Genomic DNA, 21,605 nt, shown 5'->3' with positions numbered 1-21,605 from the left:
TTGATAAACATTATAAATTATATATTAATTAATGTCAACTATTTTTTGAAAATTTTTAGAATATTTCATAAATTAACAATTAATATAAGTTATCTATAAAGTTATTAATTTTTATATAATAAAAAACAAAAAATTAGTATTGCTATCATAACTAATTTTTTACTTAAACATTTGTATTTAAAAAACTGCTATTATAATACCTACTTATTAACCACTTATAACTTGATTTAATTTAGATATTATTACTGCAGACCCTACAACCTTATAATTTATTATATTGTCGTTTAGGTTCAAAATAATAACTTCACCTTTGTTTAATATTTCTAACGATTCTTCATTATTATTTTTTTTCGTTATTACTTTTACATTATCTTTTTCTGCTCTTATTATTAAATAATTTATTTCTGTCATAATTTTATTTTATACTCTATATCTCTAACTAAATTTATATCTTCCAAAAATATTCCAGTTTTTTTACTAGTAACAGTTTTTGTTCCTATTTTCTTTATACCTCTCATTGCCATACACATATGTTCAGCTTCTATAAGAACATATACACCTTTAGGATTTAAAGTTTCCTCTAATGCCGTAGCAATCATAGTAGTCATATCTTCTTGAATTTGTAATCTACGACTAGCACTTTCTACTAATCTTGCTAATTTACTAAGTCCTGTTATTTTTTTATTATTAGGAACGTAGGCTATATGACAAACTCCATAAAAAGGAATCATATGATGCTCACAAAGAGAATAAAATTGTATATCTTTTACTAAAATAGGTTCATCGTTGTCCGATTCAAAAAAAGTATTTATTTCATCTTTTGGATCTACGCCTGTTTTAGATAACAATTCCTCATACATATTAACACATCTTTTAGGTGTATCTATTAATCCTGCACGTGAAACATCTTCTCCTATATTTTCTAATAATTGCTTAATTAATAACATTGATTGCTCTTTATTTTTCAACGTTTTCTCCTCAAAAAAAAGTTACTGAAAAAATTCAGTAACCTTGCTTAATTAATTATTTTACTGCATCTTTAAGAGCTTTACCTGCTTTGAAAGCTGGTACTTTGCTAGCTGCGATATCGATAACTTCATTAGTTTGTGGGTTACGACCTTTACGAGCTGCTCTTTCTCTTACTTCAAAGTTACCAAATCCAATAATTTGGATTTTTTCACCTTTAGCTAAAGTTTCTTCTACTGTTGCTACGAAAGCTTCAATAGCTGCTGTAGCTTGTTTTTTTTGTAGACCAGATTTTTCGGCCACTTTTGCGATTAATTCTGATTTATTCATTTATAATTCCTCCATTTATTAGTAGTGGTTGTACCACTTTACTTATTAAATATTACCACATTAACACTGTTTTCGCAAGCATTTCTTGCAATTTATTAAAAATATTTTTCTTTTTCTATAAATTTAAAAATTATTTAATTCTTCCGTTGCTAATCTTGTCATTAAATTGTCTACACAATCACGAATATCTAAATTTTCATACAATACTTTGTAAATATTTTCTGTAATTGGCATATATATATTATTTTCTTTAGCTAAAAAATGACAAACTTTTGTAGTGCGCACTCCTTCTGCTACCATATCAAGTTTTTCAGTTGCTTCTTTCAAAGTATATCCTTTACCTATTAGTAAACCGCAGTTATAATTTCTTGAATGAATTGATGTACAAGTTACAACTAAATCTCCTATGCCTCCCAAGCCCAGAAATGTTAATTCATTAGCTCCCAAATGTTTACCCATACGTGTAATTTCTATAAGTCCTCTAGTAATTAAAGCAGCTTTTGCATTATCTCCAAGACCTAACCCATCAATAATACCGCATCCTACTGCAATAATATTTTTTAAAGCTCCTCCTATTTCAACACCTATAATATCTTTATTCACGTATATTCTAAAATATTTATTTTGAAATATTTTTTGTGCTAATTTATTTAATTCATCATTTTTTGAAGCAATGGCTACAACTGTTGGATGACGTAACACTAATTCTTCCGCATGTGATGGACCGCTTAATACTCCAACTCCTTTTAGTTTATCTTTATCGATAACTTCTTTTATTACTTCTGACATTCTAAGATTCGTATTTACTTCCAAACCTTTAGAAACGTGTATAATAAATTTACTGTCAGTTAAGTAATTATTTATCTCACTGCAAACTTCTCTCATAGCTTTAGTAGGAACAGCAATTACTAAAACATCACCAAAACTAGTAGCTTCTTGTAACTTATTAGTTGCATTTAACTCTTCAGGCAATACAATATTTTTTAAATATCTTTGATTAGTATGATTATTATTTATTTCATCACAAACATTTTTGTCTCTAGCGTAGATAAGAACATCATGACCATTATCTACAATAGCTTGTGATAATGCCGTTCCCCAACTACCAGATCCTATAACTGCTACTTTCATATAATTATTTCCTTTCTAATATCTATCATCACAATACAATTATAACAGATTTTTGAGAAATATTCATGTTATTAACAATTAACAATATGTTTATGGTATATTTTATATTGTAATAGCTAAATGATTAGTAATTATAAGGTGTAATAAAATAAAAAACTAAATGTATTTTAAAATACTTAGTTTATAATGATTCTGATAATTTATCATCCTCTAATTTGATATTACTAGTTTTATTTATTATTAATTTAGCATTATTAGGAATATTTATTATATTATTATCTATTATTTATTAACTACTCAAATTAATATTTAACTTAATTTAATATAATATTATTTAATTCAATATATGCCTATACATATCTCTTATATAACTACATTTCTACATTAATATTGCTTAACATATTAATTGATATTTAGGTATTTTTAATACTTTTTCAGATAATAGGCACTTTTTGAGAACTAAAAAAGGAAGCAAATACACTCCTTCTTGATTTAATAATAGTCTATTTACTTCTTTTTTTATTATTTTTAATTTTACTTTTAACTTTATTTTTATATAAAAGATTCATTGCGTGATAATCTTTAAATCCTAGCATTTGTGAATATATTAATTGTCTTTCTGTTACCTTATCTAAAGAAGTTTTTATACTTTTAAAATTATAATCAGAATCTATTTTATGGATTAATTTATCTACTACACACAATACTATAGCTAACCTATTAGTTGGATATCCTTTATTATTTATATATAAAATATCTTTCCAATCTTCGTGTATTTTGGGAGTAGTCTTTAATTTTAAATCTACTATATTTGAATTATGAGCACATAGATTTCTTACTAAGTTTAATGTTTTCAACCAAGAAATAAGTTTTTCTCCTGTTATACCATATCTATGAGATAATTTCTTTAATTTTGACTTTGATAATAATTCCAAAATTCTAATCATATCACCAAAAGTTAATATATTGATAAGTAACCATATAGGAGGATATTCCTTGTTACTTTCCTTCATTTTTCTTTTTATTTCTTTGTTATCAGTATTCTTTAAATATTTTTTTATTTTATTTTTAAATTCTTTTTCTTTATCTGCAAGATAATATTTACAATATTCGTCTTTATTAGCCCAATTTTTAAATTCAAGATATCCATAAGCTGCTAATGATCCATGCCCTAAAATATACGAAAGGTTCGTCTTCACGGATACTTCTATATTCTCTATAGCATCAAATAAATTCATTCTTAAATGCTTATCGTTTATGTATCTTCCTACTATATATTCAAAATATATACCTCGATAATCCAAATCATCACTTTCCTTTATACAAAAAGGTTCTGCAAATTCTTTTATTTTATAGTAATTTACATTACTCAATTTCTTTTCAGCTGCTATCTCATCTTTAAAAAGCATTTTTCTCTTCTTTAGCAATTCTACTTGCTCTTTATAATCTAAATGTTCCAATACTTTATTTTCTCCTAAAAAAGAATCCCCACGTCAGACTTATCTGCCTAAAAAGGAGTGGGGACATAGATATTTATACAATTATAATATATCATTTCGCATTTTTAGTCAAGTATTTTTCGAAAAATTTTTATATACTTACACCTTGATATTATTTTCTTATAATTATAATATACACTCTATATATTATCCTTTAACTTTCTCGCAAAACAATCCCTTATAATCTAAATTACAAGGGATTTGTATGTAATTATTTTACTTGAGATAATAGCATTATAGCACTGATAGTATCCCAAAAATCATTAGGGTTAAAATCTCTAACACTTATATTTGTAGCTATTGTGTTAAAATCAGCTCTTAAAATATTAGCTCTGTGACCTTCAGATTCCATCCAACCATCAAAGAAATAGTTTGCTAAATATCTAGTGTCCATTACTGTTGTTAAATTTTTCCTGCTAAATTTTCTCCAGAGTAAGCATATTTTTTAGCCATTTCAGGACTAGCATCTGCAAATACTGTACTAAATTTTCTACCATCTGGACGAGTGTGGTCGTAATTAACTAAAGCCTCATTTGCTCTTGTTTTAGCAAACTCACTTAATTCTTCACTAAACACTAACGGTTGTAATCTTAATTTAGCACGTTCTTCATTAGCACGTCTAGTTATAATTTCGTTAAATTCTTGAATATTAAAGCTATTAGCAATTTGATTGTATAACTTTTCAATTCTTCCTATATTTTGTTTTCCAAAAGTATGTGTTTCAGTGAAATATCTATTTGCTATTGAGTTATATTTATTATCTTTATTAGTTTTTGCATCTAATCTTTCTTCATCAGTCATTGATGGGTATGCTTTAGCGTATTCTTCTAATAAAGTCATTCTTTCATTTTCTTGTTTAGTTACTTGTTCTCTATAACTTAAAACTTTAGTACCAACTCGAACTATTTTGTTAACAGGTTCTTGCGTAATAGAAGTTGCTACTGATGGATTAGGTTGTCTAACTCCATTTACTACTTTATAAGTGGTCATAATTAATTTCTCTCCGTTCACACCTTCTTTTTCAACAATAACAGTTCCTTTTTCTAAATTAGAATCATTAACTGTGATTGTGTTAAAAGGTACAACTTCTTTAGAATAAACTGTTTCAGAAGTAATAACATCTTTAGGTTTTTCTATAGGTTTAGTTTCAGGGGTAGTTGGTTTTTCAACTTCTGGTTTACTTGGAACTTCTGTATTTGGTTGTTCAGGTTTAATAGGTTCAGTTGGTTTCTCAACGTCAGGTGTAGTTGGTACTTCTGGCTTGCTAGGTTCAACTGGTTTTTCAGGTTGAGTTGGTGTTTCTTCCTTAGGTTGTTCCGTTTCAGGTTTATTTGGAAGTTCCGGTTTAGGAGTTTCAGGAACCTCTATCTCTGGTTTGTTAGGAACTTCCGTATTTGGTTTTTCAACTTCTGGTTGATTTGGAACTTCTACATTTGGATTGCTTGGCTCTACAGGTTTTTGTGTTTCGTTATTAGGAACTTCCACTTTAGGTTGTTCCATATTAGGGTTTTCTACGTTACCTGTATTCTCCACTACTATATCGTAAGTAACAGTAGCTTTTACATTACGCTCTTTAAACACTCCTTTTGTAGAAACTTGTTTAGTAACTACACTTGTATTTGGTAATTCCTTAACTTTTTCATCTTCAAACACAATTTCTCTTTCATCAACCTGACCTTTAGTCATATTACCTACTAAGAAATTATAATGTTTACCACTAACCATAACACTAACTTTTACGTTATCTGCTTTTTCTAATGCAGTAGTGATTACTTTAACTCCTTTTTCAGTTTCCACAAGTTTTAAACTAACTTCATTTGATTGTTCAGATTGTACATTAACTTTAGGTTGTGTGTTACTTACGTCATCTTTAGCTAATGTAACTTGGTCTGCTAAGTTAATCGCTCCTGTGATTGTTAATAATGTTGCTAAACTTTTAGAAATATTTTTATTTAATTTTTTCATAATATTAGCCTCCTTTAAATAAGTTCTATAAACCTAATTATATATATAGTCAAGGGCTAAAACAAAAAAAAGATAATTTCTATATGAAATTACCTTTCTATTTTATAAATAATTAATTTTTAATTTCTTTTTCTTGCTATTAATTTTATAGGTGTTCCATCAAAGTAGAATGCTTCTCGTATTCTATTTTCTAAAAATCTTTCGTATGAGAAATGCATCAATTCTGGATAATTAACAAAAAATACGAAAGTTGGTGGATTAATAGCCACTTGCGAAGAATAAAATATGTTTAGCCTTTTACCTTTATCTTGAGGTGTTGGATTCATAGCAACTGCATCTACGATCACTTCATTAAGAGTTGATGATTGAATACGACGATGCCTATTTTCGTAAGATTCTTTAATAAGCGGAAAAATATTGAACACTCTTTGCTTAGTTTTTGCTGATACAAAAATTGTTTTGGCATAGTCTAAATATACAAAGCTATCACGTATTTTTTCTTCAAATTCTTTCATTGTTTTATCGTCTTTTTCAATAGCATCCCATTTATTAACGACAATAATAACTCCTTTGCCTGATTCGTGTGCATAGCCTGCAACTTTTTTGTCCTGCTCTATTATTCCTTCTTCTGCGTTAATGACCACTAAGACGACATCTGACCTTTCAATAGCTTTTAGTGAACGTAAAACAGAATATTTTTCACAGTTTTCGTATACTTTGCCTCGTTTTCTAATACCTGCTGTATCAATGACAACATAATCATCACCGTCATATCTAAATTCACTATCTATCGCATCTCTAGTAGTTCCAGCTATTTCTGATGCAATAACACGCTCTTTACCCAAAATAGTATTTATTAGGCTAGATTTTCCTACGTTAGGGCGTCCAATTAATGCAAATCTTATTTTGTCATCTTCCTCTTCTTCATCTTGAACTTTGAAATTTTTGCATACTTCATCTAGCAAATCACCAATCCCTAATCCGTGTGAGCCAGAAATTGGATACGGATCTCCAAAGCCTAAAGAATAAAAATCATAGATAAGATGATTCATATCAAAATTATCAATCTTATTAACGGCAAGAATAACTGGTTTATCCGTTTTATAAAGTAATTTTGCTACTTCTTCATCATCTGGAGTAATACCATCGCGACCATTTACCAAAAATATTATTACATCAGCTTCATCAATTGCTAATTCTGCTTGTGCTCTAATCTGTTGTTGAAACGGTGTATTTTCTATTTCTATTCCTCCGGTATCTATCATAAAAAATGAATAATTTAACCATTCTGCTTTAGAATAAATTCTATCTCTAGTTACCCCTGCAACATCTTCTACTATAGATAGCCTATCGCCTATTATTTTGTTAAATATAGTAGATTTCCCTACATTAGGTCGTCCAATTATAGCTACTGTTGGTTTTGCCATAATAACCTCCTTACCACAATATTATAAATAATAAATGGGAGTGCTGGAAATTTTTCTCAGCTACTCCCTACAATTTAGATAAGCTTTTTGATTATTGTAAATCTTTGAATTTATCTGCCAAGCTAAATTGTGTATCTTCTGATTTTAAATATGATGTATCATATTCTGCTTCTTTTTCTTCTATTTCTACTACTGGTTTTTCTAATAATTCTTTAATAGATAATGCTAGCCTATTGTTGTCCGAATCTATTTCTAAAACTTTAACATTCACTACATCACCTTGTTTTAAAAATTCATTTACGTTAGTAACTTTCTCATGAGCAATTTGTGAAATATGTACTAAACCTTCCACAAAATCCATAACTTCTACAAATGCTCCAAATGATGTTATGTTCTTAACTGTTCCTTCTAAAATATCTCCTACGTTTACACTAGCTTTTAACACATCCCATTGTGTCGGTAGTAAAGTTTTTATAGAAAGTGATACACGTCCCGCTTCTCTATCAAGACCTATAACTGCTACTTTTACAACTTCTCCTTTTGTTAGAACATCTGTAATTTTATCAAAACGTTTATTAGAAATTTCAGAAATATGAACTAAACCATCAATTTCTCCAATATTAACGAATGCTCCAAAGTCTGTAATTCTATTAACTGTTCCTTCTAAAACATCTCCTACATTTAAGTTAGTAAATATTTCATCAAGCTTTTTAGCTTCCTCTTCTTCTAGTACGAAGCGACGATTTAATATTAATTTATTTTTTGATTTATCTACTTCTTCAATTTTAAATGTGTATTCTTTTCCTACAAACTTAGCTAAGTTTTTTACAAATTTAGTATCTATATAAGAAGCCGGTACAAAAGCTCTGATTCCATTAATGTCTACTAATAAACCTGCTTTTGTTGTTCCTGTTACAGTCGCTGTAACATATTCTCCATTTTCAAATTTTGTTACTATATCATTCCATGACATATCAACTAATTTATTAAATTCTTGATTTTCTATAATTTTACGAGAAAGATAAATTATACCAGGTATGTCTTCTGAACGTTTTTCTCTATCTGCACGTACACCTGTTACTACTGCTTCTACTTCATCACCAACAGATAATACATCTCTAATATCTGAAACAAATTTTCTTGATGCTTGGTTTTTAAGTATTACACAATCATATTGAGCTCCTGCTACATCAACATAAGCCATATCAGCATCAATACGAGAAACAATACCAGTTACCTTATCTCCTTTCTTTAACATTTTTGTGTTATTTAATAATTCCTCAAATGAAGTTGTCATTACTTCTTTGTCCTCCTATGGTTACAATACTATGATAATTATACTATAAAAACGCACTATTGTCACTAATTTTATTTACTTTGAGATTAATTTTCCATAATTTTTTCCAGCATTTTCTTCTCTTCGTCATTTAATTCATAATTTTCTAATAAATCTGGTCTACGCAAATATGTTCTTCTTAAACTTTCTTCTAAACGATATTTTTCAATATTTTTATGATGTCCAGATACTAGAACATCAGGAACTTTCATACCACGAAAATTTTGTGGTCTAGTATATTGAGGATATTCCAAAAGTCCAGTAGAAAATGAATCATCTTTGTGGGATTCTTCTTTTCCTAATACATCAGGAATCAATCGCACAATACTATCTATCATAGTCATAGCAGCCAATTCTCCACCAGTTAAAATAAAATCTCCAATAGATAATTCATCTGTTACTAAATGTTGTCTAATTCTCTCATCATATCCTTCGTAATGACCACAAATAAAAACCAAATGTTTTTCCTGAGCTAATTCTTCTGCTTTCTTCTGAGAAAATGTCTCACCTTGCGGGCAAAGTAATATTACTCTACTTTCTTCATTAGTTTCTAAACTTTCTACTGCATTAAATATTGGTTCTGGTTTTAACACCATACCTTGTCCTCCACCGTAAGGATAATCATCTACTTGATTATGTTTATTTTCTGCAAAGTTACGAAAATCTATTGTATCTATTTGAACGATATTTTTCTCTTTAGCTTTTCCTAATATGGAATGATTCAAAGAATCAAACATATTTGGAAATAATGTAAGTATATCTATTTTCATTAGTCTAACAATCCTTCCATTGCTTCAATATCAATTCTCTTTTTAGAAATATCTATATTCTTTACAACATCGTCTATATATGGTATTAAATATTCTCTACCTAACTCACTTTTTACAACCCAAACATCATTAGCTCCTGTTTGCAATATATCAATTATTTCTCCTAGATTTTTGTTTCTATCAAAGACTTCACAACCAATTATTTCATAAAAATAATATTCTCCATCTTCTAATTCAGTCAAATATTCCTCATCTACTTTTAATTGAAGATTTTTAAACTGTTCAGCATCTTTAATAGTATCAACTCCTACAAATTTTAAAAGAAATGCTCCTTTATGCTCCCTACTGCTTTCTATCTCTACTTCTTTTATTACTTGATTCCCTCTAGTTATCAATAATTTAGAACCTTTAGCAAATCTTTCATCTTCAAAATGGCTACTAGATATTACCTTAACTTCTCCTTTTAAAGCGTGCGTATTAACTATTTTTCCTACTTTTAATCTCATTTAAAACTCCTATTCTTTTATTTTTTTTCTAACATAATAAGATAAGCCTTCAACAATTATTATGGTTAGAGATAAGACTATTAATAATACGGATACTCTATCCCATTTTCTAAATTCTATATTGTTTACTAATAATTGCCCTATTCCTCCTGCTCCTACCATACCCAAAATTGTAGAATTCTTTATATTCATTTCTAAACGATACAATAATATTGTAACAAATTCTGGTAAATAGCCAAGAAATATTATATTTATATAGCCAAAAAATGATTTTATTCCCATACTATTAATAGACATCAAAATATTGCTATCTATACTTTCTAATATTTCTCCATACATTTTAGTAGTTATTCCTAGCGTATAAATATATAAGGCAAAAAATACACTTATATATCCTGGACCAAAACCTCTAAAAAATATTACAGCAACTATTATTGGAGGGAAAGTTCTAAGAATATTTACAACAAATTTTGTTAGTATGGCTTTATTTTTCCCTATAATATTTTCTGCATAAAAATATGATAAAAATATAGAAGTTATTCCTGCTACAAACGTTGCAGAAAGTGCTATTATAGAGCTATCATACAATGCCTCCAAAGCTTTTCCTAAATAACTAAAGTTAGGATGTAATATATTTACTAACATATTTTGGGTTTGTTCCAATCCTATCAAAAATCTTCCATAAGTTATATCTAAGAAGTTAAAACAATAAAATATACAAATACTAATAGTTAATATAAATATTATTTTAAAAATATATTTTCTTCTAAAATAACTTTCTTTAGTTAAAGTTTTATCAGTAGTAAATCTTCTAAAATATCTACTAATTAAATCTATGAATGCTATTATAGCTACCAAAATAAGTATAATAAGAGAAACTCTGTCATATCTAAGATGATTTAATTCTTTCCAAAGTATTTGTCCTATACCACCTGCTCCTACTAGTCCTAAAACACTTGCCCCTCTTATATTAGATTCTAAAACTTGAAAAAATACAGCATATATTGTTGGTCGTAAATTTTCTATTACAGCAACTTTATATATTTGAAATTTATTAAGTCCTGTACTTAAATAAGTTTCTATATATTTCTTATCAATTTCTTCGGCATACTCTTTTAACAATTTTGCCGACATCAAAAAACTTATAATATATAAACTAATAAAGCCACTAAAATTACCGACACTGAACAAACTAACTAAAATAGAAGCAATAATCAAAAATGGTATAGTTCTAAATATTGATAAAATACCACTTAATATTTTTGGAATTAACTTGGTATTAAAAAATGTATTAGTTATTAATGGTAAAACTAATAATGTCGTTAAAACTCCCAATATTGAAGAAAATATTGCCATAAAGACTGTATCCGTTATTGGCTTAACTAGTGATGGCAATATCTCTAAGTCAAAAGGATACATTCGTGTAAACAAGTTACCTATTCTTATAAAACCTAATTTAAAATTAGAAAAATCAAAACTAAATAAAATAAAAGTTATAATTACAAAAATTGATAATAATATTGAATATCTTTTTACTCTCTGTTTAATTATATAATTGGTTAAGCTCTTCATATGTTACACTCTCTGTATCTTTATAAAATAAAATTTTTCCATTTTTTAATCCTATTATTTTTTTACTATATTTTTTGGCTAAGGTTACATCGTGTAAATTAATCAAAATTGTAATATTTTTTTTCTCATTTAGTTTTGCAAATAATTGCATAATATCTTCTGTATTTTTTTGATCCAAATTACTAACTGGTTCATCAGCTAATAAAATTTCTGGTTTTTGACAAATTGCCTTAGCAATCGCTACCCTTTGCTTCTGTCCTCCAGACAGATATTTTGATTTTCTGTATGCTTCTTCTATTAAGCCAACTTTTTCTAAATATTTTATTGCTAAGTTATATTCTTCTTTAGTATAGTTATTTAATAAACTACTAATAAAATTTTTGTTAGCTAAAAAAGGAGTTAAAACATTGTCAATAGTATAAAGATTATCTAAAATATTATAGTCTTGAAAAATAAAAGATATTTTCTTTCTCGTATTTTGCAATATTTTTCCTTTTTGTTCCAAAATATTATGTCCGTTTATTAAAACCTCCCCTTCTTTTGTAATTAATAATTTATTTATACATTTCAACAAAGTTGATTTTCCTGCACCACTTTTTCCTAGCACTGCTACAAAATCTCCCTTTGATATTTGAAAATTTATATCTTCTAAAACATTTATATCATTATATGACATTGTTAAATTTTTCACTATTAAATTATTGTTAGTCAAAGTATCTCTCCCATTAATATATTATAAGCATTATTATACCATTTAAAAAATAATTTTACACTGTTATAGTCTGAATTTATTAATAATTCTGATATATTGTCAAATTATAATTTTAATATTATAATTATAATAAATTTTGATAAAGGAGATTATATATGAATTTATACTTAGCTGGTGCATTATTCAATGAAGCAGAAGTTGCTCAACGAAAAAAAGAAGGAGAGCATTTAAGAAAAGCATTTGGAGACAAATTAAATATTTTTAATCCTATTGAGCAACCTTTTAATGACAACAAACAATCATTACCTACTCCTCAAGATATTTTTGATGGGGATACTAATGCTGTAAAAAATTGTGATATTTTTCTTGCTGATATTACTAATGAAGATAGTGGTGTTATGGTAGAGTTAGGAATAGCCATAGCTCTTAACAAAAAAATTATTGCTGTAAATTCTGATATAAGATTACAGTCTGCAAATAAATATGATATTCCTAGCTATGCTATGAATCATTATGTCCTAGGCGGTATTTTAAAACACGGAAAATTAGTATTTAGTTTTGAAGAAGCTATCGATGAAGTAGATAGACTTCTAAAATAATATAAAAGACAGAATTAAAATAATTCTGTCTTTTATTTGTAATGTATTATACTTCCTTAGATAATAATCAGCACTATTAATTACATAAGCTAAAATTGTTCAATTATTTTTCCTGTTTTGTAATTTTCTAATAGTAGTTTTAGATGACTTATTTGAATTAATAATTCTTTTCCGATATCTGTATCCTTAATAGTCTTTCTGTCTAGAATTTTATCAACTACTCGTTTTGTAGAAACGATATCTGTTTCATCCTTTATAGCAGTTTCTTTACTAACAAAAATATCATGCTTCATAATTTGTAATCCAAAAGAATTATAGGTTAATGTGTATCCACCATGACCAGTAGTATTATGATATGCTCTAGACATACCACCATCAATAACAATTGTTCTACCATCTGCTTTTATAGGATCTTCTCCCTTAGATGACTTAACCGGTGTATGCCCGTTTATAATATGTCCTTCTTCTGTTAAATCAAATTCTAACAATAATTTCTTACTAAATTCTGAACACTCCCTTAGTTTATAGTAAGGATTTTTTTCTTCTTTATGACTTTCTTTATCAGCTATAAAGTATCTTTCAAATGTAGTCATATCTTTTTTCCCAAAAAGTGGTGAGTACTCCCCCTGCCACAAGTAGAAAAATATATCGTCTCCTTGTTTTTCTGTACTATAAAATGATTTTCGAACTTTTTTATCAAAGAAATCAAGCATTTCTTTTCCGCTATATTTCTTATTTTTATAAGTAAATGTTTGGAAATCACCTGTTGGAGTTACTGGCATACATCCATGTAACAATAAATTTCCATTATGACATTTATACATAGCACCTTTTGACATCATAAATTCTATATGTTTATGTAATTTTTCACTAGAAACGAATAGTTCTCTTAATTTTTCTATTAATTTTATTTCGTTATTATTTAATTTATATATATCCTTTTTATCTACTGTTGGAAAATTGCAACTAGTCATTTTATATTCTTTATTTCGGACTAGAACGGTTTGTTTTTCAAAATTTATTTTATCAAGAAGTAATCTACTACTCAAATTAAATTCTGGTCTACGTTTTATCGCTAAATTTTCCAACTTAAATTGAATTATAGCTATAGCCTTATGCATTCTAGCAATTTGCAAAATTTCTTTTTCATTGTATTTATTTTTATTGTTTTTAGAAATTTTTGGCAAAAATTCTACGCAGGGATCATCTGAATAGTATGTATCACTCAAATTTAACAGACCTCTTAGTGATATTCCGTATCTATCTTCTATAATATCTAAATTATCATACCTAGCACATATTCTTAAAACATTTGCAATACAAATTAAATCTCCACAACTAGCTCCTATCCAAAGCATATCATGATTACCCCATTGAATATCTACCGAATGATAGTTAATTAATCTATCCATAATTTTATCTGGATAGGGTCCTCTATCATATATATCACCTACTATGTGCAGATGATTAACTATAAGACGTTGAATTGCATAACAAAGTTCTATTATAAATTTATCACCACGATCCAACTCCAAAATACATTGTAAAATTCTATTATAATAATTTTCTTTATCGCTAGTGTCATCCATTTTGTATAACAATTCTTCTATAATGTAGGAAAATTCATTTGGTAATATTTTTCTAACTTTTGAACGTGTATATTTGCGACCAGCAATTTGTGTAATTTCTAACAAGCGTAAAATTAATATCTTTTGAAATTCTTTGTAATCTTCGTTACTATATTCTTTTTTTAATAAAAATAATTTTTCATCTGGATAATAAATTATAGTTGACAACAAGTTTAACTCTTTTGTTGTTAATCTACTATCAAAAACATCTTTTAACTTTTCTTTAATTACTCCTGAACCATTTCTTAGAACGTGATCAAATGCCTCATATTCTCCATGAATATCACTAATAAAATGCTCTGTCCCCTTTGGTAATGATAAAATGGATTCTAGATTAATTATCTCACTAGTTACTTCATTTATATTTTTAAAATTTTTTGCTAATAATTCTAAATGTTCTTTTGTAATCATCATAACCTACTCCTAATATTAATTTTGTAATTCCATTGTAGCATTTTTTGATAACACTTTCAATATTTAAAATTATCCATCTACTAACAAAAAAACTAGAACTATTATATGTAGTTCTAGTTTTATATTTTTATTCTGGTTTATTTTCATTACTTACTGTCGGGTCATTAGCTAAGTCAGCAGTAGTTAGTTTATCTGGAAGATTTTGTAACAAATCTTCTGGAGAAAGTACCACATAATTAACAGACGCGTACAGACCTCTAGGGGATATATTAGTATTTTTATTATAATTTTTTATTAAAGGTGTTATGTAACCTTGATAATGAATATTTAAAATATCTCCTGCTAAAGGAATACTTCTTTCTAAAGTATTGTTTAATACAGAAGAAACATATTGTAAATGGCTAGGTTTTGGATAATAGTAATAAACATCATTAATAGTTGCATCATATCCACCTATTCTATGTGATACTATATTCATATCATTATTAGCAAACATAGATACTGCAGAAGTAATCTGTTTCATAGTCATATTATGGGTAACATTGTCTCCTCCAATTTGTATTAATTCATTAACTTTTGTAAGAGCATTTAAACTTTGAGCTTTATCTATAACAGCATGAATTACTTGTAATTGTCTTTGACCTCTTTCTATATCACTATCATAATATCTACTACGAGCAAATGCTAATGCTTGTTCTCCATTTAGGGTATGCCAACCTTTTTTTAACTCTACAGTTCCTTGCTCTCCATTAGCATTTTGTTCTACCATATCGAATGGTACGTAAAGATTAACTCCACCCAAAGAATCAATTACTTTCTCAAATGCCTTGAAATTTATTATAGCATAAAAATTTACAGGTGCATTTACTAAATTAGATACTGCTTCAATAGTTCCATCAGTTCCCCCATAAGCATGAGCGTGAGTTATCTTATCGAAAAAGTAAGCATTATTGTTATTACTATCTTCTTTTTCTCTCATTAAAGTTAATGAATCCCGTGGAATACTTACCATATCCATACGTTTTTGATTTTTGTTTACTGCCATATAAATTATTGAATCTGTTCTACTATTTTCTCTAGTTTGTCCTTCAGCAGCACGAGAATCATTTTCGTCAATTCCCATAACTAACATAGAAAATTTTTCAAAATTTGGATCAACTTCTGACGTGCTATTAGATTTTTTGAATCCTGACTTAATTGAATCTGCCAAATTAAAATATGTATAAGCACCAAATACAGTAACAAAAGCTAATAATATTAACAATAAACTACCTATCCATTTACGCTTTTTACCTTTTGTTCTTCTAGTGTTTCTTCTACTAGTTCTACTTGATCTAGACATATTTTCATTATTATTCTTTTGCATAATTTTCCCTCGTAATAATCATAATTAATTATTATACTACACTTAGTAATTTAATTCTACTATAAATTTAAGAACTATTAATCATTTTCTAATATTATTGAAATTATTTCTAGTCTATTATTTATACGAGTTGGAAAAGAACTATTTCCCAATCCTTGAGATACTATCATAGTCGATTGTTGTTCTTCGTATATACCATTAGTATACTTAGGAAAATATCCTTGACTAGGAGCATAAATACGTCCTATAAATGGTATATTCCACTGTCCTCCATGTGCATGCCCCGATAAAGTTAAATCAAATCCTAAATCGGCATAGAGATGAAATTTCTCTGGCCTATGTGCTAATAAAATATTATATAAATTTTCTGTATAACTAGATATTAATTGTTTTCTGTACATACTATAATAATTTTCTTTATCTTGTCTATAAAAATATTTAAAATCCTCTACACCACTTAAAGAGATCTTCTCATTTTCTCTTTCAATAATAATTTTTTTATTTGAAAGATTTACTATATTTAATTTGTCTAATTGTTCTTTTAATTTTTCATATTCGTCGGATAAGCGAATTTCATGATTCCCCGATACAAAGTAAGTCGGAGCAATATTAGAAACATTAGCAAGAATATTATATGCAATGTCTAAATTATTTCTATAACTATCTAAAATATCTCCTGTTATAACTATTATATCTGGCTTTAATCGACGAATTTTTTCAAAAAAGATAATATCACTAATTCCAACTTTTTCACAATGTATATCCGATAACTGTACTATTTTAAAGCCATTAAAATTATTTGGTATTTTTTTATTTACTATTTTATGTTCAGTTACTTTGACACATTTATTTTGTTGTAAATAAAATAAATATGCGAGCTGTGTGAACATAGCTAATCTAAAAATATTTTTATTCATTATTCTCCTTTTTATTTAATAAGTACATAAGTATATTGTATAAAATCACTAATTTAACTTGAATTGTTAACAAGTTTTCTTTATCTTATATTTTAAATATTATAAGTATAACACAATAATATTTTTTTACAAAGAGTAAAAATATTTAAATAAAATAAAATTACATTGTTCTAAATTGAACAATGTAATTTATTTTCATTTTCGTATTTGAGCTAATAATGCTGAAGATAATATTAATCCTGCACCTATTAATTGTGAAACACTCAAAGTTTCTCCTAATAAGAAATAAGCAAACATTATCGTAAATATAGGGTCTAAATAACTTAAAAATGCAACTGCATTAGTTGGTAAGTGTGCTATTGAACCAAATGTTAAAAAACACGCAAAACAAGTATGGAACACACCTAAAATTACGATTAAAATAATACTTTTTCTATCAGGAATTGTAATAGTTTCATTATTAATAATAAACACATAAATCATCATAGTTATTGCTGCACCTAATAGCTGAACAAAAGTTGTATTAAATCCATCTAAATTTTTTATTTTCTTATTAAATATAATTATAAAAGCATAGGTAACTGCTGATAAAAGTGAATATACAAGACCTTTACTAAACTGTAAAGTTGCAATGTCTAAATTAGAAATTAGGTATAAGCCTATTAAAGAGCCTATAACACAAATAATTTTCAACAAATTTAATGATTCTCTCAAAAATATAGGCGATAACAAAATTACAATCATAGGGGCTAGATAAGTAACCCATACTGCAATACTTACACTAGTGTGATTAAATGCCTCAAACAAAAATATCCAAGAAAACGCCAAAGATATCCCCGACAATAATAAATAATGAAAATTTCTAAAAATATTTCTATATTCTATCTTCCTAGAACTGAAAGTAAATATTAATAAAAATGAAATTGTTGCTATGCTAGTTCTAGATAATACTACTTGTGATCTAGGTAAATCAATATTTTTTACCATTATAGCAATGGTACCAAAAATAAGCATACCTAATATATATCTTAAATAATACATAACTCCACCCCTTAATTTTCATAATAAAAAATCATAAAATTTATAAATTAATAAATCCACATAGATTATATACTAAAAATAACCTTAATTCAAGATTTTTAGAGAAAAATAAGATGATAGATATTTATATAAATTACAATTCCCATCATCTTATTTTATTATTTAAACATTATCATCGTGAAGTTTATTTATTTTATTTGCTATTTCTGGAATAACTGTCTCTGAATTACTTAAATTTTCTGTATAAATCAATAAAATATAATCTTCTTTATTATTTCCATATACTATTGCAGTATCATTTGCTACTCCAGCTAATTGTCCGTACTTACTTGCTATTGTTTTATTATTAATACCTTCTTTTATCCACTCATTACTTTCTGACTCTTTTAAATACTCTATAACTTTAGAATATTTATCTTGATTTTCATACAGATATGTCCATACTTTTTCCATCATTGCTGGTGTTACCTTGTTTTCATTAGCCTTATCCTCTGGCATAGTAATTCCTAATTTGGACATATAATTAACCATTAATTTAATACCATTCGTTTTATTTACCAACAACATATTTGTAGCTGTATTATCTGAATACTTCAACATATTCATAATTACATAATCAAGAGGATATGTTTTCTGTTTTTCTCTATTTGTTATTTCTCCTCCACCATTCTCTAGCATGTCTGCTCTATATTCTACCATCTCATCATTAGACAACTGACCACTTTCGATTCTATCATATATATACATAGCATAGACTACTTTTGTTGTACTAGCAGCAGAGAAATAATCATTATCGTTAACACCATATCTATATCCTGATTTCATATCCTTATAAACTACTGATATTCTATTATTTTCTGTAGAATAATTATTAACGATTTTATTAATTTCCTCATCCATCTGAGATGAAGTTAATTTTACTTTTTCTTCTCTATTAGCCGTTTGTGTAGCTGTTTCATTTTCATTCGTATCTTTATTTTCTTGAACAACATTATTTTCTTTATAAAAGGTTTTTCCATAAATTTCTCTTAAATTAAAGATAGAAAATATTATCACACTACATATTAAAAATTCTAAAGCTAATATTAAATTTTTATTTTTTCTTTTCTTTATCTTTCTCTCATTATCCATACTATAAACTACCTTACAAATTTCTTATACTAAATTATACAATAAAATTATACTTTTTTATAGTAATTTTAAAAATTTTATATATTATTTTTATACAGTTCTATTATTCCTTTTAATGTCAATTCTGTATCTACATAATCAATATTATCACTATATTTAGAAATTAAATTAGACAGTCCTCCAGTAACTACAACATTAACATCTTTATTTATATCTTGTTTCATTATATTGATAATATTATCAAATTGTCCTACAAAGCCATAAAGAAGACCTGCTTTAATTTGAGATATTGTATCCATACCTAACGAAGTTGCTACATCTGTAATTTCCACTCTTGGTAATTGAGCAGCTCTATTATATAAGGCATCTGCACTTATATTAATTCCAGGACAAATAACACCACCACGATAAACCATATTTTCGTCAACATAATCAAAAGTTGTTGCTGTTCCAAAGTCCACGATAATTGCTGGTAAGTAGTTAGAAACTTTGGCACCTACTATATCTACAACTCTATCTGCTCCTAACTTACTTGTGTATGGTTCTGGTACAGTTAGCCCAGTTTTTATATTGTTAGATACTATAATAGGCTCTTTATTAAAATATTTTTTACTAAGTAACTCTAATGCAAACATCATTGTAGGTACAACACTAGATATAACTACTCCATCAAACTTATTGACATCGATATTTTTTTCTACGAAAAAATTTTTTATAATTACATACAGTTCATCTTCTGTTTTTGTATCGTCAGTAGCTATTCTCCATGAATATGTTAATTTATACTTTTTATCAAAAACCCCCAAAACTATATTAGTATTTCCAACATCTAATGCAAATATCATATTTTCTCCTAATAATTTATTTTTATATAATTTAATATACTTTCTATATATAGTTAATTATTATAACATATTATTACCTAATAATGAAAAAAATAATATTTAGAATAGTATTTTAACTATACTAAATATTATTTTTAGAAATTACTTACTAAATAATCTACTGACATCATTCCAAGTAACTGCTAGCATTAAAAGTAGTAACAATATACTGAACGTTGCAGTCATGTAATATTGAGCTTTTTTACTAATAGGCTTTCTAAATATTGCCTCATATAAAACGAATAATATCCTACCTCCATCTAATACTGGTATAGGTATTAAATTCATAAGTCCTAAGTTGACACTTAAGATTCCTATCCAGCGAAGAGTAGTTACTAGTCCACTTTGTGCAGCTATTGTTGAGAGTTCATAAATAGCTACCGGACCTCCTAGTTGATTTAAACTAAATCCTCCACTAAATATTGAGGCAAATAAACCGAGTATCCCTTTGAAAATTGCAGTACTATATGACAATGTTTCATTAAATCCTTTTGTAATAGATTTAATAAATTCGTGCTCTTTCTTTACAGTAATACCTATAGTATATCTTTTTTGTTCTTCACCATTTTCCGTTTTAACTATAGATTCAGAAGGTGTTAATTGTAAATTTTCTTCTTTACCAGCTCTATCAATTTTTAAATTAATTTGATTCCCATTAGATTTTAGTATATTTGTTGTTAGACTAGACCAACTATCAATGCTTTCTCCATTTATTTCCTTTACAACATCATTTGGCTGTAATCCTGCTTGTTGTGCAGGGCTATTCTCTGTAACCTCCCCTATGATTGGCTCTGATACAGAATAACCATTAGCAAATGTTAAACCTATAAAAATAAATAATGCTAAAACAAAATTCATAAAAGGACCTGCTATTAAAGTAACAAGTTTCTTCGGCCAAGAATGAGAAGAGAACATTCTTTCAACTGGAGCTATTTGTTCTTCCATTCCAGAAAAAACGACACAAGCATCTTTTCTAACAGTAAATTTCTCTAAATCTTGACCACTATTAGTAAATCCTTCAATAAATAAATTATATGTTAAATCATATTCATTAACTTCTATCTGTAACAAGTCAATGTCATTACTTTTATCTAATATTATTTTTTCAACTTGATTACTATCATCTAATTTTAATAAAATTTGCATACCCTTCTTTATATCGTATGGTGATACTTCGTTATTAAAATCAAATACATTATCGGGCATTTTTACATAACCGCCAATAGGTAACAACCTTATTGTAAAGTTAGTTTCTCCTATTTTTTTATGAAAAATTTTAGGACCAAACCCGATGGCAAACTCCTGACATAAGATACCAGATCTTTTTGCTGCAATAAAATGTCCTAACTCATGGACAGTTACAACAACAAAAAAAACTATTATAAATACTATTATTCCTTGCATCAAATTC

At 27.2% G+C, this 21,605-nt stretch carries 21 protein-coding genes; 1 reads left to right on the top strand and 20 read right to left on the bottom strand.

Annotated features, from left to right (window positions below; all coding sequences use genetic code 11):
- Positions 1-207: 207 nt before the first annotated feature.
- From mtrB to phnC, 13 genes are all read right to left on the bottom strand, one after another.
- Positions 208-411, bottom strand: coding sequence for a trp RNA-binding attenuation protein MtrB (gene mtrB, locus AC1XWJ_RS00805; RefSeq protein ID WP_483333886.1), 204 nt, complete (start codon positions 409-411; stop codon positions 208-210).
- Positions 408-968, bottom strand: coding sequence for a GTP cyclohydrolase I FolE (folE, locus tag AC1XWJ_RS00800; protein WP_483333885.1), 561 nt, complete (start codon positions 966-968; stop codon positions 408-410). Before folE ends, mtrB begins: the two co-directional genes overlap by 4 nt.
- Before the next feature lie 55 nt (positions 969-1,023).
- A complete protein-coding gene (locus AC1XWJ_RS00795; RefSeq protein ID WP_179942236.1) occupies positions 1,024-1,296 on the bottom strand; it encodes an HU family DNA-binding protein in 273 nt (90 codons plus the stop codon).
- A 123-nt stretch (positions 1,297-1,419) separates the two neighbouring features.
- On the bottom strand, positions 1,420-2,427 hold the full coding sequence (locus AC1XWJ_RS00790; protein WP_483333884.1) for an NAD(P)H-dependent glycerol-3-phosphate dehydrogenase: 1,008 nt from the start codon (positions 2,425-2,427) through the stop codon (positions 1,420-1,422).
- A 503-nt stretch (positions 2,428-2,930) separates the two neighbouring features.
- Positions 2,931-3,887 (bottom strand): Abi family protein, encoded by a 957-nt coding sequence (locus AC1XWJ_RS00785; RefSeq protein ID WP_483333883.1) that lies wholly within the window; start codon positions 3,885-3,887, stop codon positions 2,931-2,933.
- A 250-nt stretch (positions 3,888-4,137) separates the two neighbouring features.
- Positions 4,138-4,320, bottom strand: coding sequence for a CAP domain-containing protein (locus AC1XWJ_RS00780; protein ID WP_483333882.1), 183 nt, complete (start codon positions 4,318-4,320; stop codon positions 4,138-4,140).
- 8 nt (positions 4,321-4,328) lie between these two features.
- A complete protein-coding gene (locus tag AC1XWJ_RS00775; RefSeq protein ID WP_483333881.1) occupies positions 4,329-5,891 on the bottom strand; it encodes a CAP domain-containing protein in 1,563 nt (520 codons plus the stop codon).
- A 119-nt stretch (positions 5,892-6,010) separates the two neighbouring features.
- The gene (gene der, locus AC1XWJ_RS00770) at positions 6,011-7,318 is read right to left on the bottom strand and encodes a ribosome biogenesis GTPase Der (protein WP_483333880.1); all 1,308 of its coding nucleotides are present in this window, start codon (positions 7,316-7,318) and stop codon (positions 6,011-6,013) included.
- Positions 7,319-7,409: 91 nt separating this feature from the next.
- Positions 7,410-8,615, bottom strand: a complete 1,206-nt coding sequence (gene rpsA, locus AC1XWJ_RS00765) for a 30S ribosomal protein S1 (RefSeq protein ID WP_483333879.1) — start codon at positions 8,613-8,615, stop codon at positions 7,410-7,412.
- A gap of 86 nt (positions 8,616-8,701) precedes the next feature.
- The gene (gene trmD, locus AC1XWJ_RS00760; protein WP_483333878.1) at positions 8,702-9,424 is read right to left on the bottom strand and encodes a tRNA (guanosine(37)-N1)-methyltransferase TrmD; all 723 of its coding nucleotides are present in this window, start codon (positions 9,422-9,424) and stop codon (positions 8,702-8,704) included.
- Entirely contained in the window at positions 9,424-9,930 is a 507-nt protein-coding gene (gene rimM / locus AC1XWJ_RS00755; RefSeq protein WP_483333876.1) for a ribosome maturation factor RimM, read from the bottom strand. The genes trmD and rimM overlap by 1 nt, the downstream gene beginning before the upstream one ends.
- Before the next feature lie 9 nt (positions 9,931-9,939).
- Positions 9,940-11,502, bottom strand: a complete 1,563-nt coding sequence (locus AC1XWJ_RS00750) for an ABC transporter permease subunit (RefSeq protein ID WP_483333874.1) — start codon at positions 11,500-11,502, stop codon at positions 9,940-9,942.
- Positions 11,474-12,214 (bottom strand): phosphonate ABC transporter ATP-binding protein, encoded by a 741-nt coding sequence (gene phnC, locus AC1XWJ_RS00745; protein WP_483333873.1) that lies wholly within the window; start codon positions 12,212-12,214, stop codon positions 11,474-11,476. Before phnC ends, AC1XWJ_RS00750 begins: the two co-directional genes overlap by 29 nt.
- Before the next feature lie 155 nt (positions 12,215-12,369).
- On the opposite strand from phnC, the gene AC1XWJ_RS00740 reads away from it, so the two are divergent.
- Positions 12,370-12,813, top strand: a complete 444-nt coding sequence (locus AC1XWJ_RS00740; protein ID WP_483333872.1) for a nucleoside 2-deoxyribosyltransferase — start codon at positions 12,370-12,372, stop codon at positions 12,811-12,813.
- Positions 12,814-12,902: 89 nt separating this feature from the next.
- Here AC1XWJ_RS00740 and AC1XWJ_RS00735 read toward each other — a convergent pair whose 3' ends face one another.
- The 7 genes from AC1XWJ_RS00735 to rseP all read right to left on the bottom strand — a co-directional run bounded on the left by AC1XWJ_RS00735 (position 12,903) and on the right by rseP (position 21,598).
- Entirely contained in the window at positions 12,903-14,855 is a 1,953-nt protein-coding gene (locus AC1XWJ_RS00735) for a fructose-bisphosphatase class III (protein WP_483333870.1), read from the bottom strand.
- A gap of 127 nt (positions 14,856-14,982) precedes the next feature.
- Positions 14,983-16,221 carry an LCP family protein gene (locus tag AC1XWJ_RS00730; protein ID WP_483333869.1) on the bottom strand — a complete coding sequence of 413 codons (1,239 nt, stop codon included), beginning with the start codon at positions 16,219-16,221 and terminating at the stop codon, positions 14,983-14,985.
- Positions 16,222-16,298: 77 nt separating this feature from the next.
- On the bottom strand, positions 16,299-17,138 hold the full coding sequence (locus tag AC1XWJ_RS00725; protein ID WP_483333868.1) for a metallophosphoesterase: 840 nt from the start codon (positions 17,136-17,138) through the stop codon (positions 16,299-16,301).
- A gap of 195 nt (positions 17,139-17,333) precedes the next feature.
- Positions 17,334-18,179: a DMT family transporter gene (locus AC1XWJ_RS00720; RefSeq protein WP_483333866.1), complete on the bottom strand. Its 846-nt coding sequence runs from the start codon at positions 18,177-18,179 to the stop codon at positions 17,334-17,336.
- Positions 18,180-18,341: 162 nt separating this feature from the next.
- A complete protein-coding gene (locus AC1XWJ_RS00715) occupies positions 18,342-19,310 on the bottom strand; it encodes a serine hydrolase (RefSeq protein ID WP_483333865.1) in 969 nt (322 codons plus the stop codon).
- Positions 19,311-19,387: 77 nt separating this feature from the next.
- Positions 19,388-20,155 carry a type III pantothenate kinase gene (locus tag AC1XWJ_RS00710; RefSeq protein WP_483333863.1) on the bottom strand — a complete coding sequence of 256 codons (768 nt, stop codon included), beginning with the start codon at positions 20,153-20,155 and terminating at the stop codon, positions 19,388-19,390.
- A gap of 141 nt (positions 20,156-20,296) precedes the next feature.
- Positions 20,297-21,598, bottom strand: a complete 1,302-nt coding sequence (gene rseP, locus AC1XWJ_RS00705; protein WP_483333861.1) for an RIP metalloprotease RseP — start codon at positions 21,596-21,598, stop codon at positions 20,297-20,299.
- Between the last annotated feature and the right edge of the window lie 7 nt (positions 21,599-21,605).

The sequence above is a fragment of the Gemelliphila sp. 1F1 genome (assembly GCF_056897515.1).
This window is presented reverse-complemented; position numbering and strand designations above follow the sequence as displayed.

Excerpts from the sequence above, each read along its gene's own strand:
- mtrB (WP_483333886.1), bottom strand. The coding sequence starts at position 411 with ATGACAGAAATAAATTATTTAATAATAAGAGCAGAAAAAGATAATGTA.
- AC1XWJ_RS00795 (WP_179942236.1), bottom strand. The coding sequence starts at position 1,296 with ATGAATAAATCAGAATTAATCGCAAAAGTGGCCGAAAAATCTGGTCTA.
- AC1XWJ_RS00790 (WP_483333884.1), bottom strand. The coding sequence starts at position 2,427 with ATGAAAGTAGCAGTTATAGGATCTGGTAGTTGGGGAACGGCATTATCA.
- AC1XWJ_RS00780 (WP_483333882.1), bottom strand. The coding sequence starts at position 4,320 with ATGGACACTAGATATTTAGCAAACTATTTCTTTGATGGTTGGATGGAA.
- AC1XWJ_RS00775 (WP_483333881.1), bottom strand. The coding sequence starts at position 5,891 with ATGAAAAAATTAAATAAAAATATTTCTAAAAGTTTAGCAACATTATTA.
- der (WP_483333880.1), bottom strand. The coding sequence starts at position 7,318 with ATGGCAAAACCAACAGTAGCTATAATTGGACGACCTAATGTAGGGAAA.
- rpsA (WP_483333879.1), bottom strand. The coding sequence starts at position 8,615 with ATGACAACTTCATTTGAGGAATTATTAAATAACACAAAAATGTTAAAG.
- trmD (WP_483333878.1), bottom strand. The coding sequence starts at position 9,424 with ATGAAAATAGATATACTTACATTATTTCCAAATATGTTTGATTCTTTG.
- rimM (WP_483333876.1), bottom strand. The coding sequence starts at position 9,930 with ATGAGATTAAAAGTAGGAAAAATAGTTAATACGCACGCTTTAAAAGGA.
- AC1XWJ_RS00750 (WP_483333874.1), bottom strand. The coding sequence starts at position 11,502 with ATGAAGAGCTTAACCAATTATATAATTAAACAGAGAGTAAAAAGATAT.
- AC1XWJ_RS00740 (WP_483333872.1), top strand. The coding sequence starts at position 12,370 with ATGAATTTATACTTAGCTGGTGCATTATTCAATGAAGCAGAAGTTGCT.
- AC1XWJ_RS00735 (WP_483333870.1), bottom strand. The coding sequence starts at position 14,855 with ATGATGATTACAAAAGAACATTTAGAATTATTAGCAAAAAATTTTAAA.
- AC1XWJ_RS00730 (WP_483333869.1), bottom strand. The coding sequence starts at position 16,221 with ATGCAAAAGAATAATAATGAAAATATGTCTAGATCAAGTAGAACTAGT.
- AC1XWJ_RS00725 (WP_483333868.1), bottom strand. The coding sequence starts at position 17,138 with ATGAATAAAAATATTTTTAGATTAGCTATGTTCACACAGCTCGCATAT.
- AC1XWJ_RS00720 (WP_483333866.1), bottom strand. The coding sequence starts at position 18,179 with ATGTATTATTTAAGATATATATTAGGTATGCTTATTTTTGGTACCATT.
- AC1XWJ_RS00715 (WP_483333865.1), bottom strand. The coding sequence starts at position 19,310 with ATGGATAATGAGAGAAAGATAAAGAAAAGAAAAAATAAAAATTTAATA.
- AC1XWJ_RS00710 (WP_483333863.1), bottom strand. The coding sequence starts at position 20,155 with ATGATATTTGCATTAGATGTTGGAAATACTAATATAGTTTTGGGGGTT.
- rseP (WP_483333861.1), bottom strand. The coding sequence starts at position 21,598 with ATGCAAGGAATAATAGTATTTATAATAGTTTTTTTTGTTGTTGTAACT.